13 protein-coding genes are annotated in these 16030 nt (G+C 71.6%); 11 read left to right on the top strand and 2 right to left on the bottom strand.

Going from position 1 to position 16030, the window contains the following annotated elements; all coding sequences use genetic code 11:
* Positions 1-4: 4 nt before the first annotated feature.
* Together R2E43_RS14145 and R2E43_RS14140 are read right to left on the bottom strand one after the other, a co-directional pair.
* Positions 5-1339, bottom strand: coding sequence for an alpha-2,8-polysialyltransferase family protein (locus R2E43_RS14145; RefSeq protein ID WP_030872141.1), 1335 nt, complete (start codon positions 1337-1339; stop codon positions 5-7).
* A complete protein-coding gene (locus R2E43_RS14140; protein ID WP_003974094.1) occupies positions 1336-2316 on the bottom strand; it encodes a glycosyltransferase family 2 protein in 981 nt (326 codons plus the stop codon). Before R2E43_RS14140 ends, R2E43_RS14145 begins: the two co-directional genes overlap by 4 nt.
* A gap of 198 nt (positions 2317-2514) precedes the next feature.
* Between R2E43_RS14140 and R2E43_RS14135 the strand changes: the two genes are divergently transcribed.
* The 11 genes from R2E43_RS14135 (at position 2515) to R2E43_RS14085 (ending at position 16001) form a co-directional block, all read left to right on the top strand.
* Positions 2515-3846, top strand: a complete 1332-nt coding sequence (locus tag R2E43_RS14135) for a DUF6716 putative glycosyltransferase (protein ID WP_003974093.1) — start codon at positions 2515-2517, stop codon at positions 3844-3846.
* A 152-nt stretch (positions 3847-3998) separates the two neighbouring features.
* Positions 3999-5273 (top strand): N-acylneuraminate cytidylyltransferase, encoded by a 1275-nt coding sequence (locus R2E43_RS14130; RefSeq protein ID WP_332056246.1) that lies wholly within the window; start codon positions 3999-4001, stop codon positions 5271-5273.
* 13 nt (positions 5274-5286) lie between these two features.
* Positions 5287-6225 (top strand): N-acetylneuraminate synthase family protein, encoded by a 939-nt coding sequence (locus R2E43_RS14125; protein WP_003974091.1) that lies wholly within the window; start codon positions 5287-5289, stop codon positions 6223-6225.
* 43 nt (positions 6226-6268) lie between these two features.
* Positions 6269-7336: a hypothetical protein gene (locus R2E43_RS14120; RefSeq protein ID WP_003974090.1), complete on the top strand. Its 1068-nt coding sequence runs from the start codon at positions 6269-6271 to the stop codon at positions 7334-7336.
* Between the two features lie 239 nt (positions 7337-7575).
* On the top strand, positions 7576-8808 hold the full coding sequence (locus R2E43_RS14115; protein ID WP_011029925.1) for a M20 family metallopeptidase: 1233 nt from the start codon (positions 7576-7578) through the stop codon (positions 8806-8808).
* A gap of 195 nt (positions 8809-9003) precedes the next feature.
* Positions 9004-10047: a BMP family lipoprotein gene (locus R2E43_RS14110; protein WP_030872147.1), complete on the top strand. Its 1044-nt coding sequence runs from the start codon at positions 9004-9006 to the stop codon at positions 10045-10047.
* Positions 10048-10320: 273 nt separating this feature from the next.
* Positions 10321-11367 carry a BMP family lipoprotein gene (locus R2E43_RS14105; protein ID WP_003974087.1) on the top strand — a complete coding sequence of 349 codons (1047 nt, stop codon included), beginning with the start codon at positions 10321-10323 and terminating at the stop codon, positions 11365-11367.
* A gap of 236 nt (positions 11368-11603) precedes the next feature.
* Complete coding sequence (locus R2E43_RS14100; protein ID WP_329431164.1) at positions 11604-13217, top strand: ABC transporter ATP-binding protein; 1614 nt, start codon at positions 11604-11606, stop codon at positions 13215-13217.
* Entirely contained in the window at positions 13217-14341 is a 1125-nt protein-coding gene (locus tag R2E43_RS14095; RefSeq protein ID WP_011029927.1) for an ABC transporter permease, read from the top strand. Before R2E43_RS14100 ends, R2E43_RS14095 begins: the two co-directional genes overlap by 1 nt.
* Positions 14338-15612, top strand: coding sequence for an ABC transporter permease (locus R2E43_RS14090; RefSeq protein WP_011029928.1), 1275 nt, complete (start codon positions 14338-14340; stop codon positions 15610-15612). The genes R2E43_RS14095 and R2E43_RS14090 overlap by 4 nt, the downstream gene beginning before the upstream one ends.
* Entirely contained in the window at positions 15609-16001 is a 393-nt protein-coding gene (locus R2E43_RS14085; RefSeq protein ID WP_003974083.1) for a cytidine deaminase, read from the top strand. Before R2E43_RS14090 ends, R2E43_RS14085 begins: the two co-directional genes overlap by 4 nt.
* Positions 16002-16030 lie beyond the last annotated feature (29 nt).

Below are 16030 nucleotides of genomic sequence, written 5' to 3'. Positions count from 1 at the left end.
GACCTCACCGCTTGATCGAGCGCCGGATGGCCCGCGCCCGTCGCACCACCCTGCGTGCCGCGGCGTTGCGCGGCAGGAACGCCAGCCGCTCCGGGACCCCGCCGGGCAGGCCCAGCGAGGTCAGCCGCCGCTTCTTGAAGTACCGGCGGGTGCGGGCGTCCAGGCCGGTCCGCAGGAACTCCTCGGCCGCCGGACGCAGCTCGGGGAGGATCTTGGGCTGCATCGCGTACCCCACGGCCCGCACCAGCGCGGCCAGGGCCTCGGTGCCCAGGCCCCGCCGCCCCTCGGCGACGGCGTCCCGGTCGGCAGGCTCGGGCAGCAGCGCATCGACGATGGTGACCGGGACCCGGTTGCTGTTCTCGTACGGCGTCAGCCGGTCCAGCAGGGTCTCCGTGCCGACCCGGGCGACCGGCAGGCCGTACAGCGCGGAGGCGGTCAGCAGGGCCGTGGAGAAGCAGCCGACGACCAGCGCCGGGCGCATCCGCCGGTACAGCACCTCCGCCAGGACCGGCGTGTCCAGCACGGTCAGCTCGACGCCGAGCTTCTCCGCCTCCTGCTCCAGGGTGCGGGTGAAGCGGGCCGGGGCCGTGGGATGCGGCTTGAACACCACCCGGGAGTGGCCGAGCCCGACGGCGCCCGTCAGCATCCGGACGTGCAGGTCCTCCTCCTCCTCGGCCGTGAGGATGCCCAGCGCCGACAGGTACTGGCCGAGCAGCAGCGCCGACCCCTCGCCGCCGGGCAGCGCGGCGTCGGTGTCCGCCAGCTCCGCCAGCACCTTCGTGAACGCCGGGGTCGGCACGATCCGGGCCGGGACGTCGAACTCGGTCAGCAGCAAAGGAGCCAGCCCCGGGACCAGATCGAGGTGGAGCAGCCGCTCCACGCGGGTGCCGACCAGCGGGTCGAGCTTGTTGCGGGTGGGGCCGTAACTCATCAGTCCGTCGGCGTACACGGTGAGAGGCGCGTCGGTGAAGATCTGCGCCACGCCGAGCGCGGGATGCACCTGGATGGACTCCACGGCGAGCGCCACGTCGTCCTCGCCCAGGTCCCAGAGCAACCGCAGATGCCGCTCCCACAGGGGCGCGTCCTCCACCCGCGGCGACCATCCGCCGGGATGGAAGGGGAAGATCGCCTCGTTCCAGGACACCACGTCGTCGAACCGCGACCGCAGCCGCTCGAAGCCGGGCATCTCGTCCAGGGCGGGCGTCGTCTCGGGCGTCGCCGCGTTGTTGCAGACCAGCAGGATCCGCCGGTCGGCCGGGGCGAAGCAGCCCTCGTCCAGGGCCGCGGCGAGCGTCGCCGTGCCGTACAGCGTCGACGCCAGGAAGATCTGGGTGCTCACGCCGCCACCTCCGCGCCCTGCGGTCCGCGGCGGCGCAGCCGGCGCAGCAGCGTGGCCCGCTCGGTGTCCATCGAGCCGAGCACCTCGTCGAGCGCGCCCTGCGGCATCCGCCGCAGGGCGGCGGCGCTCATCGCCTTCAGTTTGCGGGCCACGGCAGGCTCGAACCTTTCGACGGAACCGAGATGGTGGGAGATGATCGCGCAGTACGTGCGCACGGCCTTCGGCAGCAGCCGCGCGGCGTCGGCGTCCTCGGCCGCCCCCGCGACGACCTCGTCGAAGGCGCGGATGAAGTCGAGCTGGCGGACGTCACCGATCTGGGTGAGCGAGGACGCCACCCCGCGCCGGTAGAAGACGCCGAGCAGCCCCGTCACCGCGAACGACTCCGCCTCCCGGTGGAGTCTCCAGATCCAGGGCCGGTCCTCGGCCGTGCGCAGCCCGTCGGTGAAGTGCAGCAGCCCCCGGTCGACCAGCCGGCGGTGGTAGACGCCGGCCCACGCGTAGGCGTAGTCGACGGAGGTGGACCGGTGGGCGGGGAGGATCGCGTCGCGCGGGCGCAGCGAGACGTTGCGGCGGCCGTGCGGCACCCGGTGCACGACCCGGGCCCGTGCCGTGCACTGGACGTGGTCGGTGCGCACGAAGTCGCAGCCCAGCTCCTCGATGGCGGCGAGGAGCCGCTCGTAGTAGCCGGGGGCCAGCCAGTCGTCGCCGTCCAGGAACGTCAGGTACTCGCCGCGCGCCCGGTCGATGCCGGTGTTGCGGGCGGTGGCCAGCCCGCCGTTTCGTTCGTGTCGGACCAGCACCGCCCCCGGCAGCTCGGACTCGGCCCGCGCGAGAAGGTCCGCGGTCCCGTCGGACGAGCAGTCGTCGACGAGAATGAATTCGAAGTCGTCCCGCGCGTTCGCGCGCAGACTCCGCAGGGTGTCGGGAGCGTATTGCCGCACGTTGTAGAACGGCACGATGACGGAGAGCTTGGGCACGCGAATGACGTTAGGTGCCGGCCCGGCACCGTGCTTTACCTGAACCTTGACACGCGGTGAACGAGGCGTGTCGAAGCGGTGAAGCGGGCGCTGTCGGATACTGCGCGCGGCCCGATTTCCCATTCGGCGATGTGCTGTTCACCATCTGTTGGATTCCGGTTGGGCGGTTCCTAGAAATTCCTTTTTAGCGTCTACGACGTGCCAGCAAGTGCAACGAAGGCCCTGCGAGTCGCCGTCCTGGCGGACTCCGACACCCGGTGGAAATGGGGCGCGCTCACCGCGACCCGCGTCTGCCCCGGGGACACGGAGATCCACCTCGACGGCTACCTCCTGCGCGGCCGCGCCACCCCCACCGCCCGCCAGCTGCGGGAGGTCGGCGTCGACGCGGACTCGCTGCGCGAGGTGACCGCCGTCGAGTTCCTGCGCGCCATGGAGGGCGCGGGGGAAGGCGACGGCGAGCCGTACGACGTCCTGGTCCTCGCCCTGGTCGGCGGCGGCGTCCAGGCCATGCTGCACGGACTCGGCCGCGTCTGGCGGGACCGCGCCGAGCGGCCCGTGGTCGTCACCGGCTACGTCGGCGTCGTCTACGAGAAGCTCGCCGACGGCCTGCTCCTGCGCCACGGCGCCGACCTCGTGCTCGCCAACTCCCGCCAGGACGCGGAGCGTTTCCGCGCCGTGTACGAGGGGGTCGGCGCCGACACCGCCGCGGTGACCGAGGTCGCCCTGCCCTTCCTCGGCGGAGCGGCCCACGGCGGTGAGCACGACCCGTACACGGTCGTCTTCGCCGCACAGCCCTCCGTCCCGGACAGCCGCAAGGACCGTACGTACCTCCTCGAACGCCTGATCCGGCACGCCCGCCTGCACCCCGAGCGCGAGGTGCTGCTCAAGCTGCGCTCCCGGCCCGGCGAACACACCACGCACATCGAGGAGCTGCCCTACCAGAAACTGGTGCAGCGGGCCGACCCGCCGCCCAACTTCCGCCTGGTCTACGGCCACATGGGCGAGGTCCTCGACCGCACCGACCTGCTGGTCACCGTCAGCTCCACGGCGGCCCTCGAATCCCTGCACCGCCGCATCCCCACGGTCGTCCTGACCGACCTCGGGGTGCGCGAGGCGCTCGGCAACCACCACTTCGTGGGCTCCGGCTGCCTCGCCTCCTGGGACCAGCTCGACGCGGGGCACCGCCCGGCGCCCGACGCCGAGTGGGTCGCCCGGCAGGGGGTGGCGGCGGACGGCGGCTACGAGACCGCGTTCGACGAGGCCCGCAAGCGCATCGCCGCCCTCCTCTCCCGGCCCGCCGGCCTGCCCCCGCTCGCCCCCTACTACACACCGGTCACCGCCCCCGGCTACCTCCCCGGCATCCTCGCCCGCCACCACCTCGCCCCCGACGGCGCGCCGCTGCCCGGCGCCCCGGCCGCCGACCGCGCGCCCGGCCCGGTCCGCCAGGTCGTCCGCCGCGCGGCCCGCGGCGCCTACCGGCACGGCGTCCAGCGGGTCGCCCCGGTGATCCGCCGGATGGGGGAGCTGTGACGACCCCGATTCCCGGACCGGCCTCGACACCTGCGTCGGTCCCGGCCCCCGGGGGAGCCGCGGTCCCCGATGCCGACCCGTCACCCGAGACCCCTGCGGTCCCGTCCGCGGCGTCCGCGGTCCCCGCGACACCTGCGCAAGGAGCAGTTGCCATGTCCAACAGCCAAGCGGGCCCGGGCGCTTCGGTGCGCCGGGTGCTCGCCGTGATTCCCGCCCGCGGCGGCTCCAAGGGAGTGCCCGCGAAGAACCTCGCCCCCGTCGGCGGCGTCCCGCTGGTGGTCCGCGCGGTGCGCGAGTGCCTGGCTGCCCGCCTCGTGACCGACGTCGTCGTCTCCACCGACGACCAGGCCGTCGCCGCGGCGGCCCGCGAGGCCGGCGCCGAGGTGGTGCTGCGCCCCGCCGCCATCGCCGGGGACACGGCCACCTCCGAGGCCGCCGTGCTGCACGCCATGGACGCCCACGAGGCCCTGCACGGCGCCGCCGTCGACGTGGTGCTGCTCGTCCAGTGCACCAGCCCCTTCCTGGTCCGCGAGGACGTCGACGGGGTGGCCGGCGCGGTCGTCGAGGACGGCGCGGACACGGCCGTCACCGTCGCCCCCTTCCACGGCTTCGTCTGGCGGGACGGCGCCGACGAGCCCGGCGGGGCCGACGGCGGCCACGGCGTCAACCACGACAAGGCCTGCCGCCCCCGCCGCCAGGACCGCCCCCAGGACCTGCTGGAGACCGGCGCCGCCTACGCCATGGCCGCCCCCGGCTTCCGCAAGCACCAGCACCGCTTCTTCGGCCGCACCGACCTGGTCCGCACCGACCCGGCCCGCGTCCTGGAGATCGACGACCCGCACGACCTCGCCCGCGCCCGCGCCCTCGCCCCGCACTTCGACACGGCCCGGCCCGGCGCCCTGCCGACCGCGGCCGACATCGACGCCGTGGTCCTCGACTTCGACGGCACCCAGACCGACGACCGGGTGCTGATCGACACCGACGGACGGGAGTTCGTCTCCGTGCACCGCGGCGACGGACTCGGCATCGCCGCCCTGCGCCGCAGCGGCCTGACGATGCTGATCCTGTCCACGGAGGTCAACCCGGTCGTCGCCGCCCGCGCGCGCAAGCTCAAGCTGCCCGTGCTGCACGGCATCGACCGCAAGGACCTCGCCCTCAAGCAGTGGTGCGAGGAACAGGGCATCGCCCCCGAACGCGTCCTCTACGTCGGCAACGACGTCAACGACCTCCCGTGCTTCGCCCTCGTCGGCTGGCCCGTCGCGGTCGCCAGCGCCCACGACGCCGTACGCGGCGCGGCCCGCGCGGTCACCACCGTCCCCGGCGGCGAAGGCGCCGTACGGGAGATCGCGGCCTGGCTGCTCGGCCCGTCCCTGGACGCCCTCGGCCCCGCTTCCGAAACCACCCCCACGCTCACCCAGTCCAAGTAAGGAACCCCCTGCCATGAGCACCAACTCCCGCATCCGCACCTTCGGCACCCGCGAGGCCGGCCCCGGCCGCCCCGTCTACATCACCGGCGAGATCGGCATCAACCACAACGGCGAGCTGGAGAACGCCTTCAAGCTGATCGACGCCGCCGCCGAGGCCGGCTGCGACGCCGTCAAGTTCCAGAAGCGCACCCCGGAGATCTGCACCCCGCGCGACCAGTGGGACATCGAGCGCGACACCCCCTGGGGCCGGATGACGTACATCGACTACCGCCACCGCGTGGAGTTCGGCGAGGACGAGTACCGGCAGATCGACGACTACTGCCGGACCAAGAACATCGACTGGTTCGCCTCCCCGTGGGACACCGAGGCCGTCGCCTTCCTGGAGAAGTTCGACGTCCCCGCCCACAAGGTCGCCTCCGCCTCCCTGACCGACGACGAACTGCTGCGCGCCCTGCGCGCCACCGGCAAGACGGTCATCCTCTCCACGGGCATGTCCACCCCGAAGCAGATCCGCCACGCGGTCGAGGTCCTCGGCAGCGACAACATCCTCATGTGCCACGCCACGTCGACGTACCCGGCGCAGGCCGAGGAGCTGAACCTCCGCGTCATCAACACCCTCCAGCAGGAGTACCCGAACGTCCCGATCGGCTACTCCGGCCACGAGACCGGTCTTCAGACCACGCTGGCCGCCGTCGCCCTCGGCGCCACCTTCGTCGAGCGCCACATCACCCTCGACCGCGCCATGTGGGGCTCCGACCAGGCCGCCTCCGTCGAGCCGCAGGGCCTGACCCGCCTGGTGCGCGACATCCGCACCATCGAGGCCTCCCTCGGCGACGGCGTCAAGAAGGTCTACGACTCGGAGCTCGGCCCGATGAAGAAGCTGCGCCGCGTCACCGGCGTCGTCGCCGAGGCGGAGATCGCCGCCGCCGCGGGCGAGCCCGTCACCGTCTGATCCCCGGCCACCGAGTCACTCACCACGGGACGGTCCCCCACCGATGAGCCCCCGCGCCGGGAACGCCGGCCCCCGCACTCTCGCCTTCGTCGAGAGCCCGGTACAACTGCTGAACGTGCTGGAGTGGGCGCACACCCGCGCACCCGGCGCGGAGCTCACCCTCGTGGTCCTCTCACCCGTCGACCCGATGACCCGCGGCCAGCTGCGCCGCATGGCGGAACTGGCCCGCAAGGAGGGCCACGAGATCCGCTGGGAGGAGGCGCGCGGCGGCGCCACGGCCCCCTTCCGCACGGTCGGCGGCCTGACCACCCCGCTGCGCCAGGCGGACCGGATCGTCATGGGCGACCCGTTCTCCCGCTACGTGCAACTGCTCCTCACCATCACCCGCGCCCACGACCTCGTCGTCGTCGACGACGGCACGGCCACGATGGAGTTCGTCACCCAGCTGGCCCACGGCGAACGCCTGGTCCGCTGGCACCGCAAGGGCAGCCGCCCCGGCCCGCGCGACCTGCTCTTCGCCCCGGTCTCCCGGTCCGCCCGCCACCGCCTCACCCCGGCCCCGGACCGGCAGGTGTCGGTGTTCTCCTCCATGCCCATCGAGGACGTCCCCGAAGGCGCCACCGTCACCGCCAACGACTTCGCCTGGACCAGGTCCCGCTTCGGCCCGCCCCGCATCACCAAGGGCGCCGACATGGTCGGCACCTCCCTGGTGGAGACCGGCGTCGTCGACGCCGACCGCTACGTGGACGCCGTGCACGCCCTGGCGAAGACCCACGGCGCGGCCCGCTACTTCGCCCACCGCCGCGAGAGCGCCGTGAAGCTGCACCGGCTGGCCGTGGAGACGGGCCTGCAGATCGTCCGCCCCGACCTCCCGCTGGAGCTGATCGCCCGCCGCGGCCCGATCGGCCGCACCATCCTCAGCTTCCCCTCCACCGTCGTCCACACCCTCCCGCTGGCGCTGGCCGGCACCGACGTGCGCGTCGCCGTCTGCGACATCGACCCCGCCTGGCTCACCGAGTCGGCCTCACCGCGGGCCAGCGGGTTCCTGAGCGGCGTCACCGGCTCGGCACGGGACGTACACCGCCTGTCGGCGGTGGCGGGCACGGCGTAGGGCGCGTGGAGCAGGCCACGCGTGGTAACCGTGAGGAAGAGGACGGGTGCCGTGGAGCGGTCGGACCGCTCCCGGTGATCTCATGATCGGCTCGGTCGGAAAGGCGGCCGAGTTTACCCAAGCGAGACGATGGCTATGCGTAGGGCGGCCGAGTTTTCTTACCCTAACGGGCTGAATTTTGTTGATCGTGGGTCCATCGATCGCCCGGGAGCCCTACGCTGCAAAGGGTGAACGTGTTGATGTCCCCAGAGTCCGAGGCCGACACTCCCGGTGAAGCCGCGCTGCCCGGCACCTTGCCGGACGCGCTGCGCGCGGAGCTCGTGGCCTTCCGCCGCGACCTCCACATGCACCCCGAGCTGGGCAACCAGGAGTTCCGCACCACCGCCGCGATCAAGGAACGGCTGGAGCGGGCCGGTCTGAAGCCGCGCGTGCTGCCCATCGGCACGGGGCTCGTCTGCGACATCGGCACCGACTCGGGGCAGTGGTCCGGTGGGCCCCGCATGCTCGCCCTGCGGGCCGACATCGACGCCCTGCCCATCCCCGACACCAAGAGCGAGTGCGCCTACCGCTCCCAGGTGCCCGACCGCGCCCACGCCTGCGGGCACGACGTGCACACCACCGTCGTCCTCGGCACCGGCCTCGTGCTCGCCGCCCTGCACGAGCAGGGCCTGCTGCCCCGGCCGGTGCGGCTGGTCTTCCAGCCCGCCGAGGAGGTGCTGCCCGGCGGCGCCGCCGACGCCATCGAGGGCGGTGCGCTCGACGGGGTGCGCCGCATCCTGGCCGTGCACTGCGACCCCCGGGTGGACGCCGGGAGGATCGGGCTCAGGGTCGGCCCCATCACCTCCGCCTGCGACCGGCTGGAGATCGCCCTGAACGGCCCCGGCGGCCACACCGCCCGCCCGCACCTCACCACCGACCTGGTCACCGCCGCCGCCCGGGTGGTCACCGACGTGCCCCCGCTCGTCGCCCGGCGCGTGGACAGCCGCAGCGGGCTCGCCCTGACCTGGGGGCGGATCGAGTCCGGCCACGCCCCGAACGTCATCCCGCAGCACGCCGAACTGGCCGGGACCGTGCGCTGCCTCGACCTGGACGCCTGGCGGCAGGCGCCCGACCTGGTGATGGGCGCCATCGACGAGATCGCCGACCTGTACCGGGCCAAGTCGGAGATCACCTACGTCCGCGGCGTCCCCCCGGTCGTCAACGAGGTCACCAGCACCGAGCTGCTCCAGGCCGCCATGGTCGCCCGGCGCGGCACCGACGCCGTCGAGTCCACCGAGCAGAGCCTGGGCGGCGAGGACTTCTCCTGGTACCTGGAGCACGTGCCCGGCGCCATGGCCCGCCTCGGCGTCCGCCCGCCCGGCGAGCGCACGGTCCGCGACCTCCACCAGGGCGACTTCGACGTGGACGAGCACGCCATCACGGTCGGCGTCGAGATGTTCACCGCGGCCGCCCTCATCGACGCCGTGCAGTAGGCGGCGCGGCGGCCGGTGCGGCGGGCGGTGCGGTGGTAAGTCCCCCTTCGAACCGGTCGTTGACAGGGCGGTAACCGGCCAGCGGCACGAATGGATAACGGCGCCGCGCAACCCCGTTCCCAGGAGTTTCTACGCGCGTTACTGTGCGCCGAACCGAGCGCCCGCTGCGGGGCTTTGGAGAATGGGGAACTTCAGATGCGTCGGACATCAAGACTGATCCGCGTCGCGGTGGGGGTCGCGTCGCTCGCACTCGCGGCCACGGCCTGCGGCGGCACCAGCGGCGAGAGCGGCGACGACGGCGGTGACGACAAGGGCCTCGCCATCGCCTACGACGTCGGCGGCAAGGGCGACCAGTCCTTCAACGACGCCGCGTACGCCGGTCTGGAGCGGGCGAAGAAGGAGTTCGGCTACAAGACCGCCGACATCGAGCCCACCGACGGCGAGACCGACGCCGACAAGGAGCAGCGCCTGACCTCCCTGGCCAAGCAGGGCTACAACCCGGTCATCGGCGTCGGCTTCGCGTACGGCCCGGCGATGAAGGCCGTCGCCGCCAAGTACCCGGACACCACCTTCGGCATCGTCGACTCCGTGGTCGAGGGCAAGAACGTGGCGTCCCTCGTCTTCGCCGAGAACGAGGCCTCCTACCTGGCCGGCGTCGTCGCGGCCAAGGCCACCAAGTCCAAGAGCGTCGGCTTCGTGGGCGGTGTGGACGTCCCGCTGATCCACAAGTTCCAGGCCGGCTACGAGCAGGGCGTCAAGGACACCGACCCGAAGGTCAAGGTCGTCTCGCAGTACCTGACGCAGACCGCGGAGGAGGGCGGCTTCTCCAGCCCCGACAAGGGCAAGGCCGCCGCCGAGGGCCAGATCGAGAAGAAGGCCGACGTCGTGTACGCGGCGGCCGGTCTCTCCGGTCAGGGCGTGATCGAGGCCGCCGCCAAGGCGAAGATCTGGGCGATCGGCGTCGACTCCGACCAGTACAAGCAGGAAGCCCTCGCCACGTACAAGGACTCCATCCTGACCTCCGCCCTCAAGGACATCAACGGCGCGGTCTTCGCCCTGGCCAAGTCCGTCGAGGACGGCAAGCCGCTGACCGGCACCCACACCTTCGACCTGAAGTCCGACGGCGTGGGCCTGTCCGACAGCAACCCGAAGTTCGCCGAGGTCCCGGGCGCCGAGGAGGCCGTGGAGAAGGCCAAGGCCGGCATCGTCGACGGCTCCATCAAGGTCGCGACGGAGTAGCCGCGCCCCCGCACACACCCGCACGAAGCGGACGGACACCTCCCGGTGCCCGTCCGCTTCCGCGTCTCGCGCCCTCCGCCGCCGGGCGTCACCCTCCGCCACCCCCCGTTTGCGTCCGGCAAGCCCCGTACCCCCATTCGCGGGTCCTTGCTCACGGGCGGATAACAAGGTGGACAGAAGGGGTTTTCAGGCAGGTCTACGCGCGTTAATCTGCGGCGAAGCCAGCGCCGCAGCCGAACCGTCCCCGGCGCTTGTACGACAGGAGCACCAGACATGCGCCGGATTTCCCGGATCACGGTCGCAGGCGCAGCGACCGCCTCCCTGGCCCTCGCCCTCGCCGCCTGCGGTGGTACCTCGACCGACTCCGGTTCGGAGTCCAAGGGGGACAAGGGTCTCGCCATCGCCTACGACGTCGGCGGCAAGGGCGACCAGTCCTTCAACGACGCCGCGTACGCCGGTCTGGAGCAGGCCAAGAAGGAGTTCGGCTACGAGACGGCCGACGTCGAGCCCACCGACGGCGAGACCGACGCCGACAAGGAGCAGCGGCTGTCCTCGCTGGCGAAGCAGGGCTACAACCCGGTCGTCGGCATCGGCTACGCCTACGCCTCCGCGATGAAGAACGTCGCCGCCAAGTACCCGGACACCACCTTCGGCATCGTCGACGACGCCACGATCGAGGCGAAGAACGTCGCGGACCTGGTCTTCAACGAGCAGGAGGCGTCCTACCTCGCCGGTGTCGCCGCCGCCAAGAGCACCAAGACCAACACGGTCGGCTTCGTGGGCGGTGTGGACGTCCCGCTGATCCACAAGTTCCAGGCCGGCTACGAGCAGGGCGTCAAGGACACCGACCCCAAGGTCAAGGTCGTCTCGCAGTACCTGACGCAGACCGCGGAGGAGGGCGGCTTCTCCAGCCCCGACAAGGGCAAGACCGCCGCCGAGGGCCAGATCGAGAAGAAGGCCGACGTCGTGTACGCGGCGGCCGGTCTCTCCGGTCAGGGCGTGATCGAGGCCGCCGCCGCCAACAAGGTCTGGGCGATCGGCGTCGACTCCGACCAGTACAAGCAGGAAGCCCTCGCCAAGTACAAGGACTCCATCCTGACCTCGGCCACCAAGGACGTCGCCAAGGCGGTCTACAGCCTTGCGAAGTCGGTCGAGGACGGCAAGCCGGAGACCGGTATCGTTCGGGGCGATCTGAAGTCCGGCGAGGTCGGTCTCTCGGACTCCAACCCGAAGTTCGCGGACGACGCCGAGCTCCAGGCAGCCATCAAGTCGGCCAAGGAGAAGATCATCAGCGGCGAGATCAAGGTCAAGAGCAGCTGAACGGCTGAGTAGCACCAGCAACACCTCGAACAGCGTGTAACCGCGCCGGCCCGGCCGCACGGCGGGGTACGGGGAGAGCGTCCTCGAAGTCGCCCTCCCCGTACCCCGTCGCGTCGATGTGCCGACGCTTTTGGATGCCGTAGGGGCGCTACGCGCGTAGACGGCCCCCGTCCCCAGGAGAGTGCGCCATCAACGCGTCCAGCAGCCCTCCGGCCGGAGCGGCGGTCAACGAACCGGTGACCGCCGTCGAACTCGCCGGGATCACCAAGCGTTTCCCCGGAGTCGTGGCCAACCACGACATCCACCTCACCGTCCGCAAGGGCACCGTCCACGCCCTGGTCGGAGAGAACGGCGCCGGCAAGTCGACGCTGATGAAGATCCTCTACGGCATGCAGAAGCCGGACGAGGGGACCATCGCGGTCGACGGCGAGAAGGTGGCCTTCTCCTCGCCCGCCGACGCCATCGTGCGCGGCATCGGCATGGTCCACCAGCACTTCATGCTCGCCGACAACCTCACGGTCCTGGAGAACGTGGTCCTCGGCAGCGAGAAGCTGTACGGCATCGGCGCCAAGGCCCGCCGCAAGATCAAGGAACTCTCCGACCGCTACGGCCTCGGCGTGCGCCCCGACGTCCTGGTCGAGGAGCTGGGCGTCGCCGCCCGCCAGCGCGTGGAGATCCTCAAGGTCCTCTACCGCGGCGCCCGCACGCTGATCCTCGACGAGCCCACGGCCGTCCTGGTACCGCAGGAGGTGGACGCCCTCTTCGACAACCTGCGCGAGCTGAAGGCCGAGGGCCTGTCCGTCATCTTCATCTCCCACAAGCTGGGCGAGGTCCTCTCGGTCGCCGACGAGATCACCGTCATCCGCCGCGGCACCACGGTCGGCACGGCCGTCCCCGCCGAGACCACGCCCCGCCAGCTCGCCGAGCTGATGGTCGGCAGCGAGCTGCCCACCCCCGAGACGGCGGAGTCCACGGTCACCGACCGCGCGGTCCTCACCGTCGACACGCTGCGCCTGGCCGCGCCCAGCGGCAAGGCCCTGCTCGACGACATCTCCTTCACCATCCACGCCGGTGAGATCCTCGGCATCGCCGGCGTCGAGGGCAACGGCCAGACCGAGCTGGTCGACGCGCTCATCGGCCTGCGCCACGCCGACTCCGGCACCATCCGCTTCCTCGACCAGGACATCACCGCGCTGCCCACCCGCAAGCGCCGCGAGCAGGGCGTCGGCTACATCCCCGAGGACCGGCACCGCCACGGGCTGCTCCTGGAGGCCCCCCTCTGGGAGAACCGCATCCTCGGCCACGTCACCGAGAAGCCCAACAGCAAGGGCGTCTGGCTGGACCTGAAGAATGCCCAGCAGGACACCCGCCGCATCGTCGAGACGTACGACGTCCGCACCCCCGGCATCGACGTCACCGCGGCCTCGCTGTCCGGCGGCAACCAGCAGAAGCTGATCGTCGGCCGCGAGATGAGCCACAAGCCGCGCTTCCTGATCGCCGCCCACCCCACCCGCGGCGTGGACGTCGGCGCGCAGGCCGCGATCTGGGACCACATCCGCGAGGCCCGCCGCGAGGGCCTGGCCGTGCTGCTGATCTCCGCCGACCTGGACGAGCTGATCGGCCTGTCCGACACCCTCCGGGTGATCTACGACGGCAAGCTGGTCGCGGACGCCGACCCGGCCACCATCACCCCCGAGGCGCTCGGCTCGGCGATGACCGGCGCGGCCTCCGGACACCTGGAAGACGAAGAGAACCCCGAGACCCCGGACGGCGCGACCGGCTCCCCGAAGTCCGCGGCGCCCCCCGCGTCGCCCGCGTCCCCCGAGTCTCCGGAAGACGAGGCCCGCTGATGAAGAAGTTCGACAAGGAGCGCGTGCTCCTCGCGGTGGCCGGACCGGTCATCGCGCTCGCCGTGGCCTTCGTGCTCAGCGCGATCGTCCTGATCGCCTCGGGCAAGAACCCGGTCGAACCGTTCGCCCTCATGTTCGAGCAGGCCGGATTCTCCGACATCCAGGTCCTGATCATCAACCAGGCGTCGATGTACTACATCGCGGCCCTCGCGGTGGCCATCGGCTTCCGGATGAACCTCTTCAACATCGGCGTCGACGGGCAGTACCAGCTCGCCGCCATGATGGCCGCGATCGTCGGCGCCCACGCCAGCCTGCCGGCCGCCCTCCAGGTCCCGCTCCTCCTGCTGACCGCCGTCCTCACCGGCGCCTTCTGGTCCGGCATCGCCGGTGTCCTGAAGATCACCCGGGGCGTCAGCGAGGTGGTCGCGACGATCATGCTCAACTCCATCGCCACCGCCGTCATCGGCTACCTGTGGCTGCCCGACGTCTTCGGCGTCAAGATCGGCAACAACAACACCACCGGTGAGATGCACGAGTCCGGCTGGATCCCCGGCATCGACATGGGCGCGGCCGGCGAGATCTACGGCCTGGTGATCCTCGCCGTCCTCCTCGGCATCGGCTACTGGCTCGTCCTCAACCGCACCCGCTTCGGCTTCGACCTGCGCGCCTCCGGCGCCTCCGAGTCCGCCGCCGCGGCCAGCGGTGTCGACCCCAAGCGCATGGTGCTCACCGCGATGCTCATCTCCGGCGGCCTCGCCGGTCTCGCGGGCCTGCCCATCCTGATGGGCGACACGCACACCTACAGCCTCAACTTCCCCACCGGCATCGGCTTCCTCGGCATCGGCATCGCCCTGCTCGGCCGCAACAGCCCGGTCGGCATCGCCTTCGCCGCCCTGCTGTGGGCCTGGCTCGACAAGGCCTCGCCCGAACTGGACTTCCACGGCTACGACAAGGAGATCGCGGTCATCATGCAGGGCCTGATCGTCCTCTCGGTCGTCGTCTCCTACGAGGCCGTCCGCGAGTGGGGCCTGCGCCGCCAGCAGCGCCGGGTCGGCGCGGAGCTGGCCGCCGGTCACGTCCTCGGCGCCACCGACAACTCGAAGAAGGAGGTGGCCGGCCGATGACCGCTCCGACCACAGCGACCGACGTCAACCAGCCGTCGCTGGAGCACGCACCACGCACCGGCCGCCGCATGTCGTGGCCCGTGCTGCTCCTGGTCATCGCCGGAGCCCTGGCGCTGACCTCGATCGTCCGCCTGATCACGGGCGCCAACGGCATCACCAACGTCAGCCAGATGTCCACCGCCCTCCAGCTCGCCGTGCCGATCGGCCTCGCCGGTCTCGGCGGTCTGTGGGCCGAGCGCGCGGGCGTCGTCAACATCGGCCTCGAGGGCATGATGATCCTCGGCACCTGGTTCGGTGCCTGGGCCGGCTTCCAGTGGGGTCCGTGGACCGGCGTCCTCGTCGGCATCGCCGGCGGCTGCCTCGGCGGCCTGCTGCACGCCATCGTCACGATCACCTTCAACGTCAACCACATCGTCTCCGGTGTGGCCATCAACATCCTCGCCCTCGGCGCCACCCGCTATCTCGCCCCGCTCGCCTTCGAGGGCCACCAGGGCGGCTCGGCCAAGCAGTCCCCGCCGGTCGACTCGCTCGGCCACTTCTCGATCCCGGGCCTGTCCGGCTGGCTGGACAGCCTCAACGACCAGCACTGGTTCTTCGTCTCGGACATCGCGGGCCTGCTGGGCGGACTGGTCACCGACGTCTCCTGGCTCACCCTGATCGCGGTCGCCCTGATCCCCGCCACCTGGTGGATCCTGTGGCGCACCCCGTTCGGCCTGCGGCTGCGCTCCTGCGGCGAGAACCCGATCGCCGCCGAGTCCCTCGGCGTCAACGTCTACAAGTACAAGTACCTGGCCGTGATCATCTCCGGCGGCCTGGCCGGTCTCGGCGGCGTCTTCCTGTCCATCGTGGCCAACCCCTTCTACCTGGAGGGCCAGACCAGCGGCCGCGGCTACATCGGCCTCGCCGCGATGATCTTCGGCAACTGGATGCCGGGCGGCCTCGCCATCGGCGCCGGCCTCTTCGGCTACACCGACAGCCTCAACCTGCGCGGCGGCTCCGCCAACGTGCACGCCCTGCTGCTGCTCGGCGCGCTGCTGCTGGTCGCCGGTGCCATCTGGCTGGTCATCCGCAAGAAGTACGTCAAGGCGGCGATCACCTTCGTCGTCGGCGCCCTGGTCTTCGCCTGGTACGCCGGCACCAACGAGGTCCCCAACCAGGTCGTCTCCGCCACGCCGTACGTCGTCACGCTCGTCGTCCTCGCCCTGTCCGCGCAACGGCTGCGGATGCCCAAGGCGGACGGCATGCAGTACCGCAAGGGCCAGGGCAAGTGACCGGGGCCGACTGGGAGGAGCTGCGCACGGCGGCCCGGGACGCGATGTCCCGGGCGTACGCCCCCTACTCGGGGTACGCCGTGGGCGCCGCCGCCCTCGTCGACGACGGCCGCACCGTCACCGGCTGCAACGTGGAGAACGCCAGCTACGGCATCGGCCTGTGCGCCGAGTGCGGGCTCGTCTCCCAGCTCCAGGTGACCGGCGGGGGCCGGCTGACGCACTTCGTCTGCGTCGACGGCGCGGGCGAGGTACTCGTCCCCTGCGGCCGCTGCCGGCAGCTCCTGTACGAGTTCGGCGGCCCGGAGCTGCTGCTGGAGACCCCGGAGGGGATCCTCCCGCTGTCCCGGATGCTCCCGCAGGCCTTCGGCCCCGACCACCTCACCAAGTAGCCACTCGCGTTAGGAAAGCCAGACATGGC

The sequence above is a fragment of the Streptomyces violaceoruber genome, from assembly GCF_033406955.1.
In the GTDB taxonomy this organism is placed as follows: Bacteria; Actinomycetota; Actinomycetes; order Streptomycetales; family Streptomycetaceae; genus Streptomyces; species Streptomyces violaceoruber.
The sequence above is the reverse complement of the archived record's forward strand: the minus strand, read 5'-3'. Positions and strand labels throughout refer to the sequence as shown.

Coding starts and splice junctions, on each gene's coding strand:
- R2E43_RS14095 (WP_011029927.1), top strand. CDS start 13,217: ATGAAGAAGTTCGACAAGGAGCGCGTGCTCCTCGCGGTGGCCGGACCG.
- R2E43_RS14110 (WP_030872147.1), top strand. CDS start 9,004: ATGCGTCGGACATCAAGACTGATCCGCGTCGCGGTGGGGGTCGCGTCG.
- R2E43_RS14120 (WP_003974090.1), top strand. CDS start 6,269: ATGAGCCCCCGCGCCGGGAACGCCGGCCCCCGCACTCTCGCCTTCGTC.
- R2E43_RS14105 (WP_003974087.1), top strand. CDS start 10,321: ATGCGCCGGATTTCCCGGATCACGGTCGCAGGCGCAGCGACCGCCTCC.
- R2E43_RS14125 (WP_003974091.1), top strand. CDS start 5,287: ATGAGCACCAACTCCCGCATCCGCACCTTCGGCACCCGCGAGGCCGGC.
- R2E43_RS14115 (WP_011029925.1), top strand. CDS start 7,576: ATGTCCCCAGAGTCCGAGGCCGACACTCCCGGTGAAGCCGCGCTGCCC.
- R2E43_RS14130 (WP_332056246.1), top strand. CDS start 3,999: ATGTCCAACAGCCAAGCGGGCCCGGGCGCTTCGGTGCGCCGGGTGCTC.
- R2E43_RS14090 (WP_011029928.1), top strand. CDS start 14,338: ATGACCGCTCCGACCACAGCGACCGACGTCAACCAGCCGTCGCTGGAG.